Raw genomic sequence first — 19,874 nt, forward strand, 5'->3', positions numbered from 1 at the left:
CCCTATCAGTCAACGTAGTTGTCGCCTCAACGCAACCGACAGGTGACAACCATGAAGCAGTATTCCAGCGAGCGTAAGGAGGCCGTCCTGCGCAAGCTCGCCCCGCCGGCCAACCGGACGATCCCCGAAGTGGCCGAGGCCGAAGGGATCTCGACGGCGACTCTGTACCGTGGCGCAAACAGGCCCGCGAGCGAGGACAGGTTTTGCCATCACGAGGATCCACTCCGGAAGGCTGGAGCAGCGAGGACAAGTTCCGTGTCGTGCTCGACACCGCGTCGATGACCGAGGCGGAGTTCAGCGCATACTGCCGGCAGAAGGGGCTCTACCCCGAGCAGGTCGAGGGTTGGCGGCAGGCGTGCATGGACGCCAACGCACAGGCCGCCGAGCAGGACAAGCGCTCGCGTCAGGAACGCAAGGCCGAGCACAAGCGCATGAAGAAGCTCGAACGCGAACTCCAGCGCAAGGACAAGGCCCTGGCGGAGACGGCGGCGTTGCTGACGCTGTCAAAAAAAGCCGAGGCGATCTGGGGCCGCAACGACGAGGACGACTGACCAGCCTCCCGGATCGCCAGCACACCATCGCTCTGGTCGAACAGGCTCGACGCGATGGTGCCCGGCTGGACAGGGCCTGCGCCGTGGTGGGCGTGAGTGTCCGTACCTATCAGCGCTGGAGCACGCCCGAAGGCGCGCATCCGGATGGCCGCACGGAGGCTTCGCGGCCGGTGCCTCACAACAAACTCTCCGACCGGGAGCGCGCCGTGATCGTCGATCTGTGCAACGAGCCCCGCTATCGCAGTCGGCCGCCAGCGTACATCGTCGCGGACCAGGCCGACCAGGGTCGCTATCTCGCTTCGGAGGCGACGTTCTACCGCGTACTGCGCGACGCCGATCAGAACCATCACCGAGGGCGCCACAAGGCCCCGGAAGGCCGGCGCCCACCGACCACTCACGTGGCCGATACGCCGAACCGGCTGTGGTCCTGGGACGTCTCGTGGCTGCCCGGGCCGGCCTGCGGCACCTGGTGGTATCTGTACCTGATCGTCGATGTGTTCAGTCGCAAGATCGTCGGTCACGAGGTCCACGCCGCCGAGACCGGGGAGCTGGCCGGTGACCTCCTCCAGAAGGCCTACTGGCGCGAACACCTGGCCGCCATGGACAAGCCGTTGATCCTGCACTCGGATAACGGCAGCCCCATGAAGGCGGCGACGTTCCTGCAGAAGCTCTACGACCTCGGGATCACGCCCTCGCGCAGCCGCCCTCGGGTGAGCAATGACAACGCCTACTCCGAGTCGCTGTTCCGTACGCTCAAATACCGCCCGGGCTTCCCGTCGAAGGGCTTTGCCACTCTCGAACAGGCTCGTGAATGGATGCTCGGCTTCGTGCACTGGTACAACGAGCAGCATCGTCACAGCGCGTTGAACTACGTGACCCCCGCCCAGCGCCACAACGGCGAGGCCGATCGGATCCTGGAACGCCGCCGAGCCACATACGAGCGGGCACGTGACGCCCATCCCGAGCGTTGGTCCGGCCCCATCCGGGACTTCGGTCTGCCAGAGACGGTGACCCTCAACCCGCAGACAGCCGCCCGTTGTTAAAGAACCCTGAACTCCATCAGGCGACATCTACCTTGACAGATAGCGCGAGACCTGTCACTTCACTTGGCGTCACCCAAGGGATATCCCCTCCCCAGCAACTGGGGTTATTTCGACTTGGGGTGCCGCCGCTTATAACCTCTCCAACTTCTTTAATAGGAAGGGTGCTCCAGTCACTCGGCAATTCCGTGAGCAGCTGCTGGTAATCAGACATACCCCAACCCCTCCAGATACTGCTGCAGCTCCCTGGCGGCGGCATCGCGCTCGGCTTCGATGTCGGCCAGCGTCACCCGGTACTTGTCCCACCAGGTCTCGAAGGCGGCGATGACCTGCTGGCGCTGCTGGGGGATGTGGCGTTCGAGGATGGCCTTGAGGTCATTGTGGAGGATGTTGCCCACGAGCTCGGCGGCGGCGGGCTCGTCCAGGGCGTCCACGGCGTTGTTCAGGTGCGTCTCGAAGCTGGCCACCTTGGCCTTGTGCCGCTTCTTCACCTGGGTGCGTTCGCTCTTCCACGCCTTGATCTCAGCCGGGGTCGGGGCGTCCTCGTCCTCGCTGGTGGCTTCGGCCTCGGCGTCGTCGTCGCCTTCGGGTTTGGCCTCGGCGGCCTTGATGCGGGCGTCCAGCTCGGCCTTGCGGGCGGCCAGTTCTTCGAGTTCGGCCACGTAGTCCTGCAGCAGGAAGTGCACCAGGCGGTGGTCCAGCGGGCTGGTCTTGTTCTGGTCGTCTTCCAGCTGGCTGATGATGGTGGTGCGCCAGGCGTCCACCACGCCGAGGCAGCCGCGGGTTTGCAGGGTGCGGAATTCGTTCTTGTTGTCGAACCAGAACCCGGCGATGATGCCGCGTACCGCGAAGCGATCGAGCATGCCGGTGGGCTCCAGGGCGGCGGAGAAGCTGCCCAGCAGCTCGTCGCGCAGCTGGGTCAGGCGGCCGCCGTTGCCGGAGAGCGCGGTGATGCTGGCGCCGTGCTCCGTCCACCAGGCCTCGAAGGCGGCCAGCACGTGGGCCTCGCGTTCCTGCAGGCCGGTGTCGGCCTCGATGGCGGGCTTGAGATCGCGCTTCTCGTTCAGATGTTCGGCAAAGTCCACGTAGTCGGGATCGTCCGGCCGGGGCGTGAACAGGTGCATCGGGTCGAGGCCCTGGGCGTCGAACAGGGGGCGCCGGTCCTCGATCTCCTTCACCGGCACGCCGCCCTTGAGGTGGGCGCGCACGTCCTGGGGCTCGGGCGGCGGGGTGTTGTCGGCGTAGCGGCGGATGTTCAGGTTGTAGTCGTTCTCGCGCAGCTCCTCCAGCGGCACCACGCGGGCAAAGCCGGGCACGTCTTCGAAGGCATCCCAGGTGCTGACGATCTTCTCGATGTGCTCCGGCAGCAGGTGGTTCTGGGCGCGGCCCTCGTGGTATTCGCGGTCGGCGTTGATGAACAGCACGCGGCCCCGGCGCTCCTCGGGCTTGGCGCCCCTGGCGCGCAGCACCAGGATGCTGGCCGGGATGCCGGTGCCGTAGAACAGGTTGGGCGCCAGGCCGATCACCGCCTCCACCAGGTCGTCTTCCAGCAGGCCGGCGCGGATGCGCTTCTCGTCGCCGCCGCGGAACAGCACGCCGTGGGGCATGACGGTGGCGATGCGGCCGTTGGCGTTCAGGCTGGCGACCATGTGCTGCAGGAACATCAGGTCGGCCTTCTTGGCGCCCTCGGGCACGCTGCCGTAGTGGAAGCGCTCCGGGAAGTGCGGGCTGGGCGTGTAGCCGATGGAGAACGGCGGGTTGGTGAGGATGCGGTCGAAGCGCTTGAGCTCGCCGCCCTCGACGTGCTGCGGGTCGGTGAGGGTGTCCTCGTTGCGCAGGTCGGCGCTGCTGATCCCGTGCAGCAGCATGTTCATCTTGGCGATGGCCCAGACCGAGCCGGAGGCCTCCTGCCCGAACAGGTTGAGCTTGCGCGAGTCGCCGCCCTGCTCTTCCAGGTTCTCCTTGGACAGGATCAGCATCCCGCCCGAGCCCATGCAGGGGTCGTAGACGCTGTGGCCCTCCTGCGGATCCATCAGCCGCACCATCATGCGGACCACCGGGCGCGGGGTGTAGAACTCGCCGCCCTTCTTGCCGGCGGAGTCGGCGAAGTCGCGGATCAGGTACTCGTAGGCCGCCCCCAGCAGGACGGGGAACTCGAAGTCCTCGTTGCGCAGGCGGTACTCGCTGAAGTGGACAATCAGGTCGCGCAGTTTCTTGTCCGGCAGCTTGGTGGGGCCCACCTGGCGGGTAAAGTCGATGTGCTCCAGCACCCCGGCCAGGCTGGGGTTGTGCTCTTCCAGCCCGGCCAGCGCCTTGTTCAGTTCGTTGCCCACGCCTTGGTGGGCCTCGTTCAGCAGGTACTCCCAGCGCGCCCTGGGCGGCACGTAGAAGTCCGCCTTGTACCAGCTGGGCATCTCGACGAGCTTCGCGATCTCTTCCTCGCTCTTGCCGCTGGCGCGCAGGTTGTCGCGCACCTCTTCCCGCCGCTGCTCGAACACGTCCGAGCAGCGTTTCAGGAACAGCATGCCGAAGATGTACTCCTTGAACTCCGAGGCGTCCATGCGCCCGCGGAGGATGTCCGCCGCCGCGAACAGGTGCCGTTCGAGCTGGTTCAGGGTGAGGATCATTCAGGGGCCATCCTTGAATCGCGTGAGGGGTAACGGGTTGGAACTGCGCTGGCCGGTCAGTCTCGCCGCTTTGCGCGACAACAGCCGTCGCGCCAATGCCGGCCCATGGTATCGGGCCAGTTTCCAGGCCGCCACGAACGCGCGCCTTCGCCACCCTTGGACCCGGAACTCTTTGCTCGCGCGTGAATACCCTCTCATCGGAGCCCCCGGAGGCCGGGACCCCAACACGTTGTCCAAGATGACCGCTTCAGTCAGCGGAGTAACGGAGATCCTCGACCGAAACCCGATTTCGGGGCCAAGCTACAAGGCATATCACGCGATGGCCTCGATCAGTGCCGGATCATCCTCGGCGGGCCGGTTCACCCGGGTGGACACCGGGTGATATCGAAGCGCGTCCGGGTGCAGGCGCTGCGTCCGTGCCCGGATCACTTCCCGTTCGGAGAGTGCCGGGTCCAGCCAGTCCCAGCGGCAGGCCGCATCCAGCACCAGGGGCTTGCGCTCGTGAATGTGCGCCAGACGGTCCGATGCGGGTTCGGTGATGATGGCGCAGCAGGCGCCGCCGTCGGCGGTGGGTTCCCAGATCCCCGCCATCATCAGCACGTCCTGCGGCGCATCTTCGGCCAGGGTGATGTAGTACGGCTGCTTGCCCTGCTCCGTCCGCCGCCACTCGTACCAGCCGTCGGCCAGCACGATGCAGCGGCGATGCGCGAACGCCGAGCGGAAATACGGACTGGTGGCCACCTTCTCGGCCCGCGCGTTGATGGGCCGGGGGCCCTCCTCCACCCGTTGCGGACGAAAGCCCCAGAACATCGGCTGGAAGGCGGCCCGTCCATCGTCGCCCGCACGGAACCCTTCCAGCTCCGTCCCCGGCGCGACGTTGTACCGCGGTGCGTCGAAACCCGCATCGACCGGCACCTGGAAATAGCGCATGGCCAGCTCGCTGGTCGCGCTGTAACGCGTCATTCGTCCGCACATGAAGCCAGCATGCCACGAGATCCGCGCGAGCCGTACGGGATGGCGGTCGCTTCCCCCTTGCGCCCGGGATCCTCATGCGAAGCCGCATCTCCGGAGTTTTCGATTACCCAAAAGAAAAAGCGGGGACCTGCCCCGCCTTTTCCGCTCAACGTCATGCACGCCCCAGCCGACCGGGTGGCCGCTCGGGATCCCTCGGCGACAACCACACAGGACGCCCGCCGCAGAGTCGATGCCAGTATCCGTTGCGGCGCGCCTGAAGTGCCTGCGCCGCAACATCGGCGTGGGCGCTACACTGATCGAGGCCCCGCACCAGGGCCGCCATGGGCGCGCCGTAGTCGTCACCACTGCGATAGGCATCAATCACCCGCCACAGCGCGTCATGGGCGTCCCGATCCCGGTGCCGCAGCGTGGCCATCGGCTCCTGCAGATAGTAGTCAATCAGGCGCTCGTGGCGCTTTTCCGGAATACGGTGCGCATCCGGAGTGACGCATTTGCCGACATCATGGAACAGCGCGAGAAGGATGCCGGCTTCCCGGGAATAAAGGTCCAGACTCATAGTGTCCGTGGCGGCCATCACCCCCTCGGCCACCTCCAGGCTATGGGCCAGCAAACCACCCGGCTCCCGGTGATGACAGTCCCCGGAGGCCCGGCCCGTCACAAAACTCAGGGTGAACGCCGGATCACCAAAGACGGTGCACAGGAAGTCTCGGTAGGCCTCGACCCTCAAGCTTTCCGCGAGCCGTACGAGTCGACCGAGATCTTCCGGGCAAGGCGCTCGATGAACGGGCAGCAGCTCCAGCGCATCCCGTTCACACGGCCGGTTGCCGTACAGGGGATGCGCCACCAGCACCCGTTCCCCGCGCGGATTGACGGCTGTGTGCAGGGAAACATCCCGATGCTGCCCGTTCACTAGACCGTGCCCGTCCCAGTCGCGGCGCAGGCCGTACGCCCGCGCGCTCCCCGTCGTGTCATACAGCTGGAAGCGGAAGACCCGTTCGCCCGAAGATGCGACCCCCTCGTTCTCCACTTCCACGCGCGCCGACAACTCAACGGGCTCCGGACACGCCATGTCTTCGAAGTCCCGCATCCGCAGAACCTGTTCCACCGTTTCAGCCTTCATCCCGGACCTCCTTGCCCTCGTTGTCGGTCTCTCCGTGGAAACGCGCGCGCAACAGACGGTCCATCGCCGAACCGTCCTGGCGCGTCAGGTTGGGCACGTATCGCGAATAGACCCGAAAGAGCATTTCCGTGTTGGTATGGCCCAGCTGCCGCGCGATCCACTCGGGGTTCTCCCCGGCCGCCAGCCACAATGTGGCGGCGGTGTGCCGGCACTGGTAGGGCTGACGTAACGCCAGCCCCAGATGGCGGAGCAGCGGATACCAGACCCGTTCGGCCACGTTCTTGGTATCCAGTGGCTGCCCGTTCGCCGTGTGGAAGACGTAGTCGCTGCGACCGGTCGCCTCACGCTGTGCCCGCAGGGCATCGGCGACCACTGAGGACATCATGACGTCCCGCTGCGAGCCATCGGTCTTCGTGTACTCCGTCCTCCCCCGGTTATAGGTTTCGCGCACCAGGATGAGGCCGTTGTCGAAATCCACGTGGCGCCACTTGAGGCCATGCACTTCCCCGGTACGCAGCCCGGTGAAGAAGCGGACCACGAAGTAGTTCCGGTAATCGGGCCGCACGTGCTCGAGGATCCGCTGGACCTCATCCCAGCTGAACGGCTGAATCTCCCGCTTGGGCTGCTTCAGCCTTTTCAGGTTCTGCAGCGGGAACGTAAACTGGAAACGGTCAGCGGCCTCGGCGAGCACCATCGACAGCACCCCAAGGGTGTGGTTGATGGTCTTGGGCGAGAGCGTAGCGTTGCCCTTCCGGCCGGGGACTTTGGCGAGTGTCGACCGGAATGCAAGAACGTCCGCCTTGCTGATGTCGCTGACCTTCCAGTCACCGAACTGGGGGATCAGGTGTCGTCTGAGAGCGCTTCGATTGCTCTCGAGCGTCTTGAAGCGCCAGAGCACCTCGTTCTCCTGGAGCCACTGCTCCGCGAAATCGCGGAACAGTGGAACATCCGACTCGGGCTCGCTTGCCTCCGCCTCGGCTTCGGCTTCAGGGGCCCGTTCCAGGGCCTCGAACTCCTTAAGCCGACGGCTCTGCGGAAAATACTCGCGGTAGGCGAAGGTGCCGAGGGTCATCTCGGCATCCATCTTCTTCGCCACCTTCTCCATCTTCCGCCGGTTGGCCGGGGTGTTCGGCAACGAGCTGTATTCCCTGCACCGTCGTCCCTTGTAGAAAAAGTCGAAATAGAGCTTACCCGTCTCTTTACGTTCACGGACCTTAACCATGGCAGGCACCCCCTCCCGCCATCGGGATCGTCAGGTCGTCGTCTTCGGCCGCCATGCCGGTCATATCCCTTTCGATGGTCTCCCAGATGTACAGGATCTTCCGGCCGCCGAACGGCCGGATGTAGTGGATCCCTTCAATGAGCACGCTGTCTTTCAGACTGTCCCGGATCGTGCGGGGGGTGTACTGGATCCGTTCGGCCAGTCCTTCAGTGGTCAGGTAGGTGTACCCCATGTATCCTTCCTCCGTATCAATGAAACATTCAAGTTTCGTGTGTAGCCTGTGCGCTTCACACAACTCCGACTCTACACAAAAAATGTAGCCTGTCAACTACGTTTGATGCCTGGGGTGTACATGGCGATCCGAATCCGGCTTAAAGAGCTCGTCGCGGAGAAGGAGTACCGGGAAGGGCGAGTCGTGACGATGAAGGAGATCTCCACGCAAACGGGGATCCATCGCGTCACGCTTTCAAAGATTGCGCATAACCGTGCGCAGAACGTCGGCACCGAGACGATCGACCGGCTGTGCAAGTTTTTCGGGTGCCGTATCGAGGAACTACTGGAATTCGTTGACGACGAGAATCGAGAAGGGGATACGGACTGAAGGAAGGCTGCGGAGCCGAGGCGGGAAAAGAGAAGTGACGGCGCCATGTGTCCCATGGACAGGCGGTCATTTTCAGGGGCGCACACCAGGGCGGAGACGGCGACTGTCCCACAGGTGTCCCAGAACTGTCCCACAGCCCTGGAAGGCCCCAAATGAAAAAGGGACCAGCGACTGCAAGTCACTGATCCCTTTCTCGAAATAATGGCGCGCCCGGGAGGATTCGAACCTCCGACCGCCTGGTTCGTAGCCAGGTACTCTATCCAGCTGAGCTACGGGCGCGTCGATTGAAACGCGGATTATGAGGATCCGGACCGAGTGATGCAAGCCCCCGGAAGAATCCTGTTCCGTGCCGTTCCCGGCCTCCGCGCGGCCCCAGCCACGGAGGCTGCCTGGCCGGCCCGGGTCCGCTCAAGTCCTGCCATGACTGGCCGTTATCGATTCAGGGAGTCCGCATATTCTCTCCCTGAGGAATCGAAATGCTGTCCGGAAACCTGTTCGCCGATCCTGCCTTGCTGCAGCGGGTCACCCCGCAATCCAGCACCACGGCATCCGCACTGCCGCCCGCAGCCTCCAGCTATTCGCTGAACAACGGCAACATCCAGGGCACGGTGGCGGTGATCGACGGCCAGCGGGTGCATCACGAAGAGCGGGTCAAGCTCTTTGGCGGCAGTCAGCAATTGACCCTGACCGACCGCCAGGGGAACGAGCTATCGCTCAACATTCAGCAACATCACCGGGTCGACGTCCGGGCGTGAGATCCTGTAGGCGGACTCCGGCGGCGCCCTTTGCCGCGAGTCCGAGTCGGACACATTTCAACAGGATCATGATCCCGAGCCATCCGCCCGCGGCTGCTGGTGCACGGCGCGGCCCCGGCCACATGGCACGATCCCCTGCACACACCCGTGTGCCTTCTCCTGCAGATTGCAACCCCGAACGCCATGACCGACGATGGCACAGGAAACTCCCGATCTCTTGTCTATCTGGAAGGGGCCTCGCCATGACCGAATCACGAAGGGAAGCCCGCCGGCACGAAGAGGAAGAGGAACTGCGCAGGCGCCGGGAGAACATGCAACGGCGCAGTGACAGCCAGGCCGCCGCCGGGTTTGATGTCCTCCAAAGGCCGGAGGACTCGGAGACGCCTGCTGCCGAAAAAGACGACCCCGACAACCGCTGACCGGACAACCGTCGCCACGCCCGGGAGAAGGCCCATGGACGAGACTTCACCAACGGACCAGGCGGCCCTGATCGCCCGTCTGAAGGCCGAGCGCGATCAGCTCCTCACCCTGCTCAGGGCGTTGCCCGACATCTCGTTCGTGATCGACCAGGACGGCCTGTACGTCCGGGTCATCGGCGGGGCCAACCAAGCCATGTATGTCAGTGGCAAACCTCTGGAGGGCACGACCCTCCAGGAGGCCCTCCCCGACGAGATCGGCCGTCGCTTTCTGCATGTGGTCCGGGATGCCCTGCAGACGGGAGAGATGCAGTTTCTGGAGTACGAACTGGGGGTGGACGAAGTCCAGCCACTGCCTCCCCACGTTCGAGCCAGCGCCAGTGATCCGGGCAAACAGTATTTCGAAGGGCGTGTCCTGCCCCTGCCCAGCTACGATCACCCCAAACCCGTCGTGCTGTGGGTCGCGGTCAACATCACCCCGCGCAAGCAACTGGAGCAGTACTGGCGCACAGCTGCGGAAACCGATCCGCTGACCGGGATTGCGAACCGCCGCGCGCTGCTGGAACAGGCCCACGGCGAAGTCGAGCGCGCCCATCGCTACGGACACCCGCTCTCCCTGCTCATCCTGGACATCGACCATTTCAAGAGCATCAATTCCCGCTTCGGGCACGCCCGGGGGGATGAGGCCCTGCGGCGCTTCACGCAGGTCTGTACGGAGCTGCTGCGGACCAGCGATCGGATCGGCCGTATCGGTGGCGAGGAGTTCGTGATCCTGCTGCCGGAAACCGACCTGGCGGGCGCGGTCAGCCTGGGGAACCGGATTGTGGAGACGACCGCTTCCATCGAGGTGGCCAACACATCGCCGGTGTTCAACATCACCGTATCGATCGGCGCAGCGACCCTGCGACGCGGCGAGGGTTTTGAAGAGACCCTGCACCGGGCCGATCAGGCGCTTTCCAGGGCGAAGGCCAACGGCCGCAACCGTCTGGAGACCGAGAGCGCGCCCCGGCCGGATGAACCGCCGGCCAACGGCTGAAGAACAGGAGGAGCAACGCTACCGCGTCCTCACCGACAGGTGATGGCAACCGGATGGCAAACTCTGGCCGCTGCACGTGCTGAACGCCCTGTGCGGCGAATACAGAGGCCCTTGCCGAACGCGGGGAGAAATTCGACGGACCCTCAACATGGAGCTGGTCAAGCACGTTGCCGCCCTCCCCGGGTTCATCGGCAGCGTCAACCACATGCTCCGGCCCGGTGGCCACACCTCCCTGGCCACCACTAACCGCAATCCGGTCTTGTTCGCGGGGGCGATCGACGGGACGGAGTACCTGTTCCGCATCCTGCTCCGGGGACACCCCTCTCAGCAAACGCGCTTCATCAAGCCCACCCCCGGTAAACGCGGGAGCGGCTGGCCCGAAACGGTCTGGAACCCGTGACGCAGGCCGGCGTGATGGTCAACCCGCTCAACCGGCGGCCGCGGCTGTCACAACCCATGAGCGTCAACTAAATGTGGGTGTTGCGCAAGACCGGCGCCTGAGGCCCCTTACACTTCAAACGAGCCAATCGGAACAAACGGACCCGGGCTGGAGGTCACCCGGCAACAGGCAGGTCAGTCCCCGCCTGCGTGCCCGCGCGGCACCGGCCGGTACGGCTGGCTGCGGATCCGGTCGTGTTCGTGCATGCGATAGTGCACGAAGTCGTCCACCGCCTCGAAGTGCATGAACGGGTTGCCCTCTTCTTCCTCGGCCAGCGTCGATTCGGGCTTTTCCGCGTAGTTGTGGCCGGGATGGATGCAGGTGTGCTCCGGCAGGCCCTCGCGCAGACCCTTCAGGGTGTGGAACATCTGCTCGGGGTCGCCGCCGTGGAGGTCACAGCGCCCGCAGCCGAAAACGAACAGGGTATCCCCGGTGATCAGGTCGTCCCCGGCCGGCATGTAGAAACAGGTCGAGCCCGGGGTATGGCCGGGGGTGTGCAGCAGGCGGATCTCGGTGTCGCCGAGCATGAAACGGTCGCCACCGTGGTGCAGCTGCGGCTGTTCCAGGTCGCGTCCCCAGAACTCGGCCTCGGGCTTGAGCAGGTGCAGACGCGCCGAGGGGTTGTACTCGAGGATCGCCTCGACGCCATTGATGTGGTCGTGATGGCTGTGGGTCAGCAGGATGTCGCTGATCTCCACGTCCTGTTCCCGCGCCTGGCGCAGGATGGCCTCCGGGTCCCAGGCAGGGTCGACCACGGCGGCGCGCCGGCTGCCCACGTCCTCGATCAGGTAGACGAAGTTCTCCATGGGACCGAGTTCCTGGCGGTGGATCCGGTAGGGAAGCGCACTCGACTGGGGCATTGGCTGTCTCCGTGATGATGTCCGTGGTAATGCTGTCGCGATTCCGGCCCGAAATGCCGGCCGGCTACCATGGGGGTTCAAACCCGTATCCTGTGGAATCCCGAACGTTCATGCAAAGTTCCGCGCCCGAAGCCGAATCCCCCGAACAGCACTGGCAGGCCCGCTATGATGCGGGTTCGACCCGCTGGGACCGGGGCGAACCCAGCCCTTCTCTGGATCGCTGGCTGGCGCTCACCGATCTCGCGCCCGGGGCCCATGTGCTGGTGCCGGGCTGCGGTTATGGTCACGAGGTGCCGGCCCTGGCCGAACGCGGCTTCCGTGTGACCGGCCTGGACGTGGCCCCCACCCCGGTGGAGCACCTGCAGGCGGTGCTGGAACGCCGGGGCCTGCAGGCATACGCGGCAGCCGTACAGGCCGACATGCTCGACTGGATGCCGGAGGCGCCGGCGGACGCGATCTACGAACAGACGTCGCTGTGTGCCCTGCCTCCCGCGCAGTGGGAGGCCTACGCCGAGCGCCTGCGGCGCTGGCTGCGCCCGGGTGGCGAGCTGTTCGCCTGTTTCATGCAGACCGGGCGCGAAGGCGGGCCGCCCTATCATTGCGCCCTGGCCGACATGCAGGCACTGTTTCCCGAGGAGCACTGGATCTGGCGCGACGACGCCGGAGCCACGGAGCATTTCAACGGCAAGCATGAAATCCTGCGCCGGTTGATCCGGCGCTGACACGGGCCGCCCGGCGGCCGGGAGGTGACCATGTTCCTGCAGCCCCCCAGTGGTCTCGACCGCACCCGCGCGGTGCTCCTGGACCTCTCCGGCGTCCTGTACGTGGGTCAGCAGACCCTGCCCGGCGTCCCGCAGGCCCTTGAACGCCTGCAGGCGGCCGGCTTCCCGGTGCGTTACATCACCAACACCACGCGGCACTCACGGGCACGCATCGTGCGGGAGATGGCCGCGCTGGGCTTCAATATCCCGCCGGAGCATCTGGCCACCGCCCCCACCGCCATCCGTGCCCGCCTGCAGGCCGAGGGCCTGAATCCCCTGCTCCTGCTGACCCCGGACCTGGAACCCGAGTTCGAGGACTTTGCCGGCGACGGCTCGGATGTCGTGGTGCTCGGCGACATGGGCGAGGCCTTCGACTACGCGCATCTCAACCGCGCCTTCCGCCGGATGATGCATGGCGCGCCGCTGTGGACGATGGGCATGAACCGCTATTTCCGCGAAGGCGACGGCCTGTCGCTGGATCTGGGTCCGTTCGCCCGGGCACTGGAGTACGCGGCCGGTGTCACCGCGGAGAACTTCGGCAAGCCCGACCCGCGGCTGTTCCACGCGGCCGTGGCCGACCTGGGCCTGCGGCCGGAGGAGGTCCTGATGGTGGGCGACGACGTGACCTCCGACGTCGAAGGCGCCCTGGACGCGGGCATGGCCGCCTGCCTGGTGCAGACAGGCAAGTATCAGGCCGGGGACGAAAACCTCTGCGGTCAGCCGGGAGCCGGGCTGGCAGGCGATCTGGCGGATGTCATCGACGGCCTGCTGGATCCGGCCTGCAATCCGCACGACGACTGAAACCCCGGCGCGTACGCCCGCGGCGGAAACAGGACCGCCCCGGCGGCCTCACGGGGGAGAGGCACCGCCGGGGCGGAGACAATGGCTGCCGGACCACGTTCCGGCTCCCCGCACCGGCAGGCCGCCGGCGCGGGGATGACGTGATCAGGCCGCGTCGTTACGGAAGATGAAGTGATGGCGTGCGCCGCGACGCTCGTCCTGCTGACGCGCCACCTTCTGCACCTCCGGCCGGTTGGCGAACTGCGCCAGAGTGATGCCGTCGAGGAAATCGTACAGCTGCTGGCTCAGCTCGTCCCACAGCTCGTGGGTCAGGCAGCGGTCGCCTTCCTGGCAATCCTTGTGGCCCTTGCAGCGGGTCACGTCCACCGATTCATCCACCGCCGTGATGATGTTGGCCACGCTGATCTGATCGGCCCGCTTGGCCAGACGGTAGCCACCGCCCGGGCCGCGCACACCTTCCACCAGCCCGGCCTTGCGCAGCTTCGCGAACAGCTGCTCCAGGTAGGACAGGGAGATCCCCTGGCACTGGGAAATGTCGGCGAGGGTCACCGGACCGATACGGTCGTGAATCGCCAGATCCATCATCGCCGTCACCGCGTAACGGCCCTTGGTCGAGAGTTTCATGTTTTTCGCCTCCGAAAACGTGGTCGGTTATGTCGCCCAGATTCCCTTCTCCAGTCCTTATGGCAACGGAATCCGTTCCTAGTTCCTGACCGCATGGGTCGGTTTTAATTCCGCTATCCTAACAAGCGTTTTGGCAGATTTCACGCTTTTCTAACGGTGCTGTCCATTAGGATATTCGGAATTGGTCAAAGTTCCAGTGTTTTGAGGGATTTTTTTCCTTGGCCCGTTCGGGGTTTATGCGGGGAAACGCCCGGCGCCGGGGCGGCGCCGCCCCGCAGACAGAAACAAGCAGTCCGGGCGTGTCAGTCCCGCGGCCGCGGGACGTAGGCGAAGTCGATGTCGGCGAGGATCAGGACCGGGGTGCCCACCGGCAGACGCGGGAACAGCTCGATGACCTCGTCGTTGCGCATGCGAACGCACCCGTGCGAGGCCGGCTGACCGATGCGGCCCTCTTCGTCGGTTCCATGGATATAGATGTAGCGCTGCAGCGAATCGATCCCCTCGCCCCGGTTCACGCCGTCCTCCAGACCCTCCAGCCACAGGATCCGCGAGGTGATGTTGTCGCGCGCGCTGCGTTCGTCCGGGCCGGTGAGGATCTCGGCCGTCTGACCGGTGTCGCCGCGCGCGCGGAAGATCGTCCCCTTCGGCGCGTCCTCGCCAAAGCGTTCGGCGATGCGGTGCAACCCCGGCGGGGTCCTGAGGCTGCCTTCCTCGCTGCCCACCCCGTTCTCGGCGGTGGACACGTCGAAGATGTCGGTCACCCGTCCATGCTCCCACACATACAGGCGCTGCTGGTCCACGCGGACCACCACCACGGGCAGGTCGGCGGCGGCCCGGGCCCGTTCGCGGGCCTCCTCTGCCACCGGTTCGATCCATTCGAGCGCGGGCAAGGTCACGGTTCCTACTTCTTGTTGGCCAGGTCGAGGACTTCGCCCGCGACCGGGGTGTTTTTCACGCCGTCGGCGCGGGCCGCGGCCAGCTGGTCGAGGTAACCCTCCGGCAGCTCGGTCACGTATTCGCCGGTGAACACCGAGCAGTCGAATTCGTCGATCGCGCGGTTGCCGCGCCAGACCGCGGCCTTGAGGTCGTCGAGATCCTGATAGATCAGCCGATCCGCCGCGATCGCCTCGCACACCTCGTCCTCGTCGCGCCCGTGGGCGATCAGCTCGTGCGCGGCGGGCATGTCGATCCCGTAGACGTTGGGATAGCGCACCGGCGGCGCGGCCGAGGCGAAGTAGACCTTCCTGGCCCCCGCCTCACGCGCCATCAGCACGATCTCGCGCGAGGTGGTCCCGCGCACGATGGAGTCATCCACCAGCATCACGTTCTTGCCCCGGAATTCCAGCGATATCGCATTGAGCTTCTGCCGTACCGACTTCTGCCGCTTGGTCTGCCCCGGCATGATGAAGGTTCGGCCGATGTAGCGGTTCTTGATGAAGCCTTCGCGATACTTGATGTCCAGCTCGTGGGCCATCTCCAGGGCCACGGTGCGTCCGGTGTCCGGGATCGGCACGATCACGTCAATGTCGTGGTCGGGCCAGTCGCGACGGATCTTCTCGCCCAGCGCGGTCCCCATGCGCATGCGCGCGCGATGGACGAACACGTTGTCGATCACCGAATCCGGCCGCGCGAAATACACGTGCTCGAACATGCACGGCGTCAGACGGGTTTTTTCGGCACAGATCCGCGCGTGGACCTCGCCCTCCGGTGTAATGAACAGTGCCTCGCCCGGGGCCAGGTCACGCTCCAGTTCGAAACCCTGCGATTCCAGCGCGGCGCTCTCGGAGGCCACCATCCATTCACGGCCCGGCCCCTCGTCGGCCTCGCGCGAGCCGTAGACCAGCGGCCGGATCCCCTGCGGATCGCGGAACGCGAGCAGTCCCCGGCCGGCGATCATCGCGACCACGCCGTAAGCGCCCCGCGCCCGCTGGTGCACCCGCTCCACCGCGTCGAACACCGCATCGGGGTTCAGGCCGTTATCGATGAAGCGCAGCAGCTCCTGAGCGAAGACGTTGAGCAGGATCTCGGAATCGGAATCGGTGTTGATATGCCGGCGGTCGGTGGCGAACAGCTCATGCTTCAGCTCGCGCGCGTTAGTCAGGTTGCCGTTGTGGCCCAGCGTGATCCCGAACGGCGAGTTCACGTAGAACGGCTGGGCCTCGGCCGACGAGGACGAACCGGCCGTCGGATAGCGCACGTGCCCGATGCCCATGTTCCCGGTCAGCGTCTGCATGTGCTGGCTGTGGAAGACATCGCGCACCAGCCCATTGTCCTTGCGCAGATGCAGCCTTCCGCCATCGTCGCAGGTCACGATGCCGGCCGCGTCCTGGCCGCGGTGCTGCAGCACCAGCAGGGCATCATAAATGGGCTGATTGACCGGGGAACGGCCAACGATTCCGACAACTCCGCACATACTGACTCCAGGGGGTTCGAGGTGGCCCTTGCCGATCGGGCCCGTAACTGCGTGAAGAGGCGCGCGACTACTGCCCGGGTTCCGCCTCCGGCTCCGCTTCCGACCCGGGCCCGAAGGGCAGACCGTCTTCCTCGCCCGTGTCGGGCAGCGACTGCGGTGCGTCATTGGCCGCCTCACCACCGGAAAGCAGGTCGTCGAGGTGGGCCTGCCAGTCCTCGGGCAGCAGCCCCAGCATCCAGTCGAGAATGCGTTCGAAATGCGGGATCAGCATGCTGCGATCCCACCAGGACTCGTCCGGCATCAGGGTCAGCGAGGCCAGAAACACCAGCATGGCGACCAGGACCACACCGCGCAGCCCGCCGAAGATCACCCCCAGCGCGCGATCGGTGCCTGTGAGCCCGGTCCCCTTCACCAGCTTGCCCGCGAGCACGCCCAGCAGTCCGCCCACGATCAGGACCGCGATGAACAGCACCGCAAAGCCGATCCCCAGCCGCACGGTTTCGTCGGGGATCGCATCCGGCAGGATCACGGCCACATCGGCGGCAAAGCGGATACCGACCCACACGCCCACGATCCAGGTCGCCAGCGAGAAGACCTCGCGCGCGAATCCGCGGAACAGACTGATGACCGCGGAGATCGCAATCAGAATGATGATGACAAGATCGATCCAGTTCACGGCAACAGTCTATCCCAGGGTTCGGTTGAACACGTAGCCAGGTTTCACGGGAAGGTCACCACGATGCCGGACAGGTCGTGTTCTTCCTCGAGCCGGTCGCGCAGGCTCAGCGCCTCGTCCCGGTCGGCACGCGGTCCGACCTTGACCCGGTAGATGGTCTCGCCATCGACATCGCGATCCTCGACGAACGCATCGATCCCTTCATCCCGCAGGGCCCGCTCCTGGTCCCGCGCATTGTCGCCATCACGATAGCTGCCCACCTGGACCGCCCAGCCGCTGGTCACATCGGCAGTCGGCCCGGACTCGGCCGGCAGCGGCTGAGGCGCCTCTTCCGGCACTGCCGGTTGCGCATCCTCGGTATCGACATCGATTCCCGCATCATCCGTCTCGGCCGTCTCGACCTCATCCTGCGGGATCTCGTCGCGCAGGCGCGCGCGGCGTTCGGAGGGCAGCGGCAGATCCGGCTCGGCGAACTCCGGCGCGTCCGGCACCGGGTCCTCGGCGCCGCTCATGTAAGGATGTCCGGCCCCGTCGAACAGCCAGGGCAAAAAGATCACCGCCAGCACGATCAGCACCACCGCGCCGATCAGGCGGTACCGCACCACCGGTTGGTCACTCACGCAACCACCCCCTCGACCGCAACCGCATCCACCGGACGGGTCGCGCTGGCCGCCGCCTGCGCCAGGAAGGCCGGTCCCGCGGTCAGCGCGGCCGCCACGGTATGGAACGAACCGAACACCACCACGCGACCGTCGGTTCCGGCCTCGCGGCGCGCCTGTTCCAGCGCCGCGGCCGGGTCGGCGGCCGCCGGCAACACGGTGCCCCCGGCGGATGCCTCCAGCTCGCGCGCCAGATCCGCGGCAGGAAGCGCGCGTGGCAGCTCCAGTGGCATGGGCACCCAGACATCGACCGCACCCCGCAGGGCCTCCCACATCGGCGCGCGTTCCTTGTCCGCCATGACCGCCACCGCGGCCACCACTGGCCCCGCCACCGGGCGGGCCCGCAGCCAGCGCGCCAGCTCGACGACCGCGTGCGGATTATGAGCCACGTCCAGCAGCCATTCGGGCTCGCCGCCGCCGGGACGCAGCTGCTGCAGCCGTCCGGGCGCCTGACTCCGAAGGGCCGCCTCCAGCACCGCGCCATCCAGCCGGTCGTCCAGGCCCAGGCCGGCGACCGCAGCCAGCGCGGTGGCCAGGTTCATGCGCCCGGCCCCGTCCAGCGCGGCAAAAGCCTCCGGCGTCAGTTGCAAGGTCCGTTGCTTGCCGTCGAAATGCCAGACCAGGGTGTCGTCCCGGTCGCTCGCCGGCGCGAGATCGTAGTCCTCGCCCACGCGACGCACCGGCGCCTCCAGCTCGCGCGCGCGTGCCGACACGCTGGCCGGCGGATCGGGATCTCCCAGCATCAACGGACGCCCGGGGCGCAGGATTCCGGCCTTTTCGATCCCGATCGCGTCGCGGGTATCCCCGAGCCAGGTCTGATGATCCAGATCCACCGCCGTGATCACGGCGACGTCGGCATCCCAGATATTGACCGCGTCCAGCCGCCCGCCCAGCCCGACCTCCAGCACCTGCACGTCCACCGCGGCCTCGCGAAACAGCCAGCCGGCGGCCAGCGCGGCGAATTCGAAATAGGTCAGGGAGTCTTCGCCGCGCGCGCGGTCCACCGCGTCAAAGGCGCGGCACAGCAAGCCATCGTCGGCCTCGGCCCCGTTGATACGGATACGTTCGTTGTAGCGCACCAGGTGCGGCGAGGTGAACAGACCGACACGCAGCCCCATCGCCTGCAGCAGCGCCGCCGTCCGGGTCGCCACGCTGCCCTTGCCGTTGGTACCCGCGACGATCACGGTACGCGGGACATCGCTGCGCAGGCCCAGGCGGTCGGCCACCACGGCCGCGCGCTCCAGGGTCAGGTCCATGGCGACCGGGTGCAGGGTCTCCTGCCAGGCCAGCCAGTCTTCGAGTCGATCGAAACGCACGGCCTCAGTCGGCGGATCGCCCGCGGGCCTCGTCGGTGGCCCCGGCGGTCTCTTCCGCGGGCGTTCCGGCCTCGCCACCGGCGGGCTCCGGGTCTTCGCCCGGTGCCGGCGCATGCATCATCATGCCCAGCACCGACGCCATGCGGGTACGCATCTCGCGGCGATCCACGATCATGTCGATCGCCCCGTGTTCCAGCAGGAATTCGGAGCGCTGGAAGCCCTCGGGCAGGGTCTCGCGCACCGTCTGTTCGATCACCCGCGGCCCGGCGAAGCCGATCAGCGCCTGCGGCTCGGCCGCGTTGATGTCGCCCAGCATCGCCAGACTGGCCGAGACACCGCCCATGGTCGGGTCGGTCATCACCGAGACGAAGGGGATGCGTTCCTCATGCATTCGGGCCAGTACCGCACTGGTCTTGGCCATCTGCAGCAGCGAGAACAACGCCTCCTGCATGCGCGCGCCGCCGGAGGCGCTGAAGCAGACCAGCGGGATCCGTTTCTCCAGGGCACGATCCGCGCCCCGCACGAAGCGCTCGCCGACCGCCGACCCCATGGAGCCGCCCATGAAGCGGAAATCGAATGCCGAGGCCACCAGCGGGCGGCCCAGAAGCCGCCCTTCCATGACCACCAGAGCATCGCGTTCGCCGGTGGATTTCTGCGCGGCGGCGAGGCGATCCTTGTATTTCTTGGAATCGCGGAACTTGAGGACGTCGGAGGATTCGATGTTCTCGGCGATCTCCTCGCGCCCGTCCTCGTCGAGGAAGGTCTCCAGACGCCGCCGCGCATGCATGCGCCGGTGGTGGCCGCATTTCGGGCACACGTCCAGGTTGCGCTCCACCTCGGGGCGGTAAAGCGTGGCATCACAGCCTTCGCAGCGCACCCACAGCCCTTCCGGGACCCCGCGCTTGTTCGCGTTGTCGGTGCGGATGCGCGAGGGCATCAACTTTTCGAACCAGCTCATCCCGACTCCGTCACGGACGCAAAG

Annotated in this window: 21 protein-coding genes, 1 tRNA gene and 1 pseudogene; 8 read left to right on the forward strand and 15 right to left on the reverse strand. The window is 66.1% G+C overall.

The window, feature by feature from the left end:
• The first annotated feature begins 51 nt into the window (after nucleotides 1-51).
• A pseudogene (locus tag D571_RS0107380) lies at nucleotides 52-1,594 on the forward strand (IS3 family transposase).
• Nucleotides 1,595-1,610: 16 nt separating this feature from the next.
• Here the strand turns inward: D571_RS0107380 and D571_RS14070 are convergent.
• The 6 genes from D571_RS14070 to D571_RS0107405 form a co-directional block, all read right to left on the reverse strand.
• Nucleotides 1,611-1,850: a restriction endonuclease subunit S gene (locus D571_RS14070; protein ID WP_369773856.1), complete on the reverse strand. Its 240-nt coding sequence runs from the start codon at nucleotides 1,848-1,850 to the stop codon at nucleotides 1,611-1,613.
• Nucleotides 1,798-4,218: a class I SAM-dependent DNA methyltransferase gene (locus D571_RS0107385; protein WP_018936042.1), complete on the reverse strand. Its 2,421-nt coding sequence runs from the start codon at nucleotides 4,216-4,218 to the stop codon at nucleotides 1,798-1,800. Before D571_RS0107385 ends, D571_RS14070 begins: the two co-directional genes overlap by 53 nt.
• Before the next feature lie 312 nt (nucleotides 4,219-4,530).
• Nucleotides 4,531-5,181, reverse strand: a complete 651-nt coding sequence (locus tag D571_RS0107390; protein ID WP_018936043.1) for an SOS response-associated peptidase — start codon at nucleotides 5,179-5,181, stop codon at nucleotides 4,531-4,533.
• A gap of 163 nt (nucleotides 5,182-5,344) precedes the next feature.
• Nucleotides 5,345-6,313, reverse strand: a complete 969-nt coding sequence (locus D571_RS0107395) for a hypothetical protein (protein WP_018936044.1) — start codon at nucleotides 6,311-6,313, stop codon at nucleotides 5,345-5,347.
• On the reverse strand, nucleotides 6,303-7,535 hold the full coding sequence (locus tag D571_RS0107400; protein ID WP_026287687.1) for a site-specific integrase: 1,233 nt from the start codon (nucleotides 7,533-7,535) through the stop codon (nucleotides 6,303-6,305). Before D571_RS0107400 ends, D571_RS0107395 begins: the two co-directional genes overlap by 11 nt.
• Entirely contained in the window at nucleotides 7,528-7,767 is a 240-nt protein-coding gene (locus D571_RS0107405; protein WP_018936046.1) for a hypothetical protein, read from the reverse strand. Before D571_RS0107405 ends, D571_RS0107400 begins: the two co-directional genes overlap by 8 nt.
• 120 nt (nucleotides 7,768-7,887) lie before the next feature.
• Here D571_RS0107405 and D571_RS0107410 point away from each other — a divergent pair, with 120 nt between their 5' ends.
• Nucleotides 7,888-8,136, forward strand: a complete 249-nt coding sequence (locus D571_RS0107410; RefSeq protein ID WP_018936047.1) for a helix-turn-helix transcriptional regulator — start codon at nucleotides 7,888-7,890, stop codon at nucleotides 8,134-8,136.
• A gap of 202 nt (nucleotides 8,137-8,338) precedes the next feature.
• Here the strand turns inward: D571_RS0107410 and D571_RS0107415 are convergent.
• A tRNA-Arg gene (locus D571_RS0107415) sits at nucleotides 8,339-8,415 on the reverse strand.
• Nucleotides 8,416-8,612: 197 nt separating this feature from the next.
• Here D571_RS0107415 and D571_RS0107420 point away from each other — a divergent pair.
• The 4 genes from D571_RS0107420 (at nucleotide 8,613) to D571_RS14615 (ending at nucleotide 10,743) form a co-directional block, all read left to right on the forward strand.
• A complete protein-coding gene (locus tag D571_RS0107420; protein ID WP_018936048.1) occupies nucleotides 8,613-8,891 on the forward strand; it encodes a hypothetical protein in 279 nt (92 codons plus the stop codon).
• A gap of 242 nt (nucleotides 8,892-9,133) precedes the next feature.
• Complete coding sequence (locus D571_RS14440; RefSeq protein ID WP_198003787.1) at nucleotides 9,134-9,310, forward strand: hypothetical protein; 177 nt, start codon at nucleotides 9,134-9,136, stop codon at nucleotides 9,308-9,310.
• Between the two features lie 34 nt (nucleotides 9,311-9,344).
• A complete protein-coding gene (locus D571_RS0107430; protein WP_018936050.1) occupies nucleotides 9,345-10,343 on the forward strand; it encodes a sensor domain-containing diguanylate cyclase in 999 nt (332 codons plus the stop codon).
• Nucleotides 10,344-10,491: 148 nt separating this feature from the next.
• Nucleotides 10,492-10,743 (forward strand): hypothetical protein, encoded by a 252-nt coding sequence (locus D571_RS14615; protein WP_018936051.1) that lies wholly within the window; start codon nucleotides 10,492-10,494, stop codon nucleotides 10,741-10,743.
• A 173-nt stretch (nucleotides 10,744-10,916) separates the two neighbouring features.
• Here the strand turns inward: D571_RS14615 and D571_RS0107440 are convergent, their stop codons facing one another.
• A complete protein-coding gene (locus D571_RS0107440; RefSeq protein WP_026287688.1) occupies nucleotides 10,917-11,642 on the reverse strand; it encodes an MBL fold metallo-hydrolase in 726 nt (241 codons plus the stop codon).
• A gap of 110 nt (nucleotides 11,643-11,752) precedes the next feature.
• Between D571_RS0107440 and D571_RS0107445 the strand changes: the two genes are divergently transcribed.
• Both D571_RS0107445 and D571_RS0107450 read left to right on the forward strand, forming a co-directional pair.
• Nucleotides 11,753-12,364: a methyltransferase domain-containing protein gene (locus D571_RS0107445; protein WP_018936053.1), complete on the forward strand. Its 612-nt coding sequence runs from the start codon at nucleotides 11,753-11,755 to the stop codon at nucleotides 12,362-12,364.
• A gap of 30 nt (nucleotides 12,365-12,394) precedes the next feature.
• Nucleotides 12,395-13,204 (forward strand): TIGR01458 family HAD-type hydrolase, encoded by an 810-nt coding sequence (locus D571_RS0107450; protein ID WP_018936054.1) that lies wholly within the window; start codon nucleotides 12,395-12,397, stop codon nucleotides 13,202-13,204.
• Between the two features lie 144 nt (nucleotides 13,205-13,348).
• Here the strand turns inward: D571_RS0107450 and iscR are convergent, their stop codons facing one another.
• The 7 genes from iscR to accD form a co-directional block, all read right to left on the reverse strand.
• Nucleotides 13,349-13,828 carry a Fe-S cluster assembly transcriptional regulator IscR gene (iscR, locus tag D571_RS0107455; RefSeq protein ID WP_018936055.1) on the reverse strand — a complete coding sequence of 160 codons (480 nt, stop codon included), beginning with the start codon at nucleotides 13,826-13,828 and terminating at the stop codon, nucleotides 13,349-13,351.
• A gap of 302 nt (nucleotides 13,829-14,130) precedes the next feature.
• Entirely contained in the window at nucleotides 14,131-14,724 is a 594-nt protein-coding gene (locus D571_RS0107460; RefSeq protein WP_026287689.1) for a L,D-transpeptidase, read from the reverse strand.
• A 5-nt stretch (nucleotides 14,725-14,729) separates the two neighbouring features.
• Nucleotides 14,730-16,241, reverse strand: coding sequence for an amidophosphoribosyltransferase (gene purF, locus D571_RS0107465; RefSeq protein WP_018936057.1), 1,512 nt, complete (start codon nucleotides 16,239-16,241; stop codon nucleotides 14,730-14,732).
• A 67-nt stretch (nucleotides 16,242-16,308) separates the two neighbouring features.
• Nucleotides 16,309-16,917, reverse strand: a complete 609-nt coding sequence (locus D571_RS0107470) for a CvpA family protein (RefSeq protein WP_018936058.1) — start codon at nucleotides 16,915-16,917, stop codon at nucleotides 16,309-16,311.
• Between the two features lie 44 nt (nucleotides 16,918-16,961).
• Complete coding sequence (locus D571_RS0107475) at nucleotides 16,962-17,537, reverse strand: SPOR domain-containing protein (protein WP_026287690.1); 576 nt, start codon at nucleotides 17,535-17,537, stop codon at nucleotides 16,962-16,964.
• Complete coding sequence (locus tag D571_RS0107480) at nucleotides 17,534-18,892, reverse strand: folylpolyglutamate synthase/dihydrofolate synthase family protein (RefSeq protein WP_018936060.1); 1,359 nt, start codon at nucleotides 18,890-18,892, stop codon at nucleotides 17,534-17,536. The genes D571_RS0107475 and D571_RS0107480 overlap by 4 nt, the downstream gene beginning before the upstream one ends.
• A 4-nt stretch (nucleotides 18,893-18,896) precedes the next feature.
• Nucleotides 18,897-19,850 (reverse strand): acetyl-CoA carboxylase, carboxyltransferase subunit beta, encoded by a 954-nt coding sequence (gene accD / locus D571_RS0107485; RefSeq protein WP_018936061.1) that lies wholly within the window; start codon nucleotides 19,848-19,850, stop codon nucleotides 18,897-18,899.
• Between the last annotated feature and the right edge of the window lie 24 nt (nucleotides 19,851-19,874).

It is taken from the genome of Thioalkalivibrio sp. ALJ24, assembly GCF_000377785.1.
Taxonomy (GTDB): domain Bacteria; phylum Pseudomonadota; class Gammaproteobacteria; order Ectothiorhodospirales; family Ectothiorhodospiraceae; genus Thioalkalivibrio.

What these genes read in the sequence shown, in the direction of transcription:
- D571_RS0107450 (WP_018936054.1), top strand. Translation starts at nt 12,395, where the DNA reads ATGTTCCTGCAGCCCCCCAGTGGTCTCGACCGCACCCGCGCGGTGCTC.
- D571_RS0107395 (WP_018936044.1), bottom strand. Translation starts at nt 6,313, where the DNA reads ATGAAGGCTGAAACGGTGGAACAGGTTCTGCGGATGCGGGACTTCGAA.
- D571_RS0107400 (WP_026287687.1), bottom strand. Translation starts at nt 7,535, where the DNA reads ATGGTTAAGGTCCGTGAACGTAAAGAGACGGGTAAGCTCTATTTCGAC.
- D571_RS14440 (WP_198003787.1), top strand. Translation starts at nt 9,134, where the DNA reads ATGACCGAATCACGAAGGGAAGCCCGCCGGCACGAAGAGGAAGAGGAA.
- D571_RS0107420 (WP_018936048.1), top strand. Translation starts at nt 8,613, where the DNA reads ATGCTGTCCGGAAACCTGTTCGCCGATCCTGCCTTGCTGCAGCGGGTC.
- D571_RS0107385 (WP_018936042.1), bottom strand. Translation starts at nt 4,218, where the DNA reads ATGATCCTCACCCTGAACCAGCTCGAACGGCACCTGTTCGCGGCGGCG.
- D571_RS0107440 (WP_026287688.1), bottom strand. Translation starts at nt 11,642, where the DNA reads ATGCCCCAGTCGAGTGCGCTTCCCTACCGGATCCACCGCCAGGAACTC.
- D571_RS0107390 (WP_018936043.1), bottom strand. Translation starts at nt 5,181, where the DNA reads ATGACGCGTTACAGCGCGACCAGCGAGCTGGCCATGCGCTATTTCCAG.
- purF (WP_018936057.1), bottom strand. Translation starts at nt 16,241, where the DNA reads ATGTGCGGAGTTGTCGGAATCGTTGGCCGTTCCCCGGTCAATCAGCCC.
- D571_RS0107430 (WP_018936050.1), top strand. Translation starts at nt 9,345, where the DNA reads ATGGACGAGACTTCACCAACGGACCAGGCGGCCCTGATCGCCCGTCTG.
- accD (WP_018936061.1), bottom strand. Translation starts at nt 19,850, where the DNA reads ATGAGCTGGTTCGAAAAGTTGATGCCCTCGCGCATCCGCACCGACAAC.
- iscR (WP_018936055.1), bottom strand. Translation starts at nt 13,828, where the DNA reads ATGAAACTCTCGACCAAGGGCCGTTACGCGGTGACGGCGATGATGGAT.
- D571_RS14070 (WP_369773856.1), bottom strand. Translation starts at nt 1,850, where the DNA reads ATGCCGCCGCCAGGGAGCTGCAGCAGTATCTGGAGGGGTTGGGGTATG.
- D571_RS0107410 (WP_018936047.1), top strand. Translation starts at nt 7,888, where the DNA reads ATGGCGATCCGAATCCGGCTTAAAGAGCTCGTCGCGGAGAAGGAGTAC.
- D571_RS14615 (WP_018936051.1), top strand. Translation starts at nt 10,492, where the DNA reads ATGGAGCTGGTCAAGCACGTTGCCGCCCTCCCCGGGTTCATCGGCAGC.
- D571_RS0107405 (WP_018936046.1), bottom strand. Translation starts at nt 7,767, where the DNA reads ATGGGGTACACCTACCTGACCACTGAAGGACTGGCCGAACGGATCCAG.
- D571_RS0107445 (WP_018936053.1), top strand. Translation starts at nt 11,753, where the DNA reads ATGCAAAGTTCCGCGCCCGAAGCCGAATCCCCCGAACAGCACTGGCAG.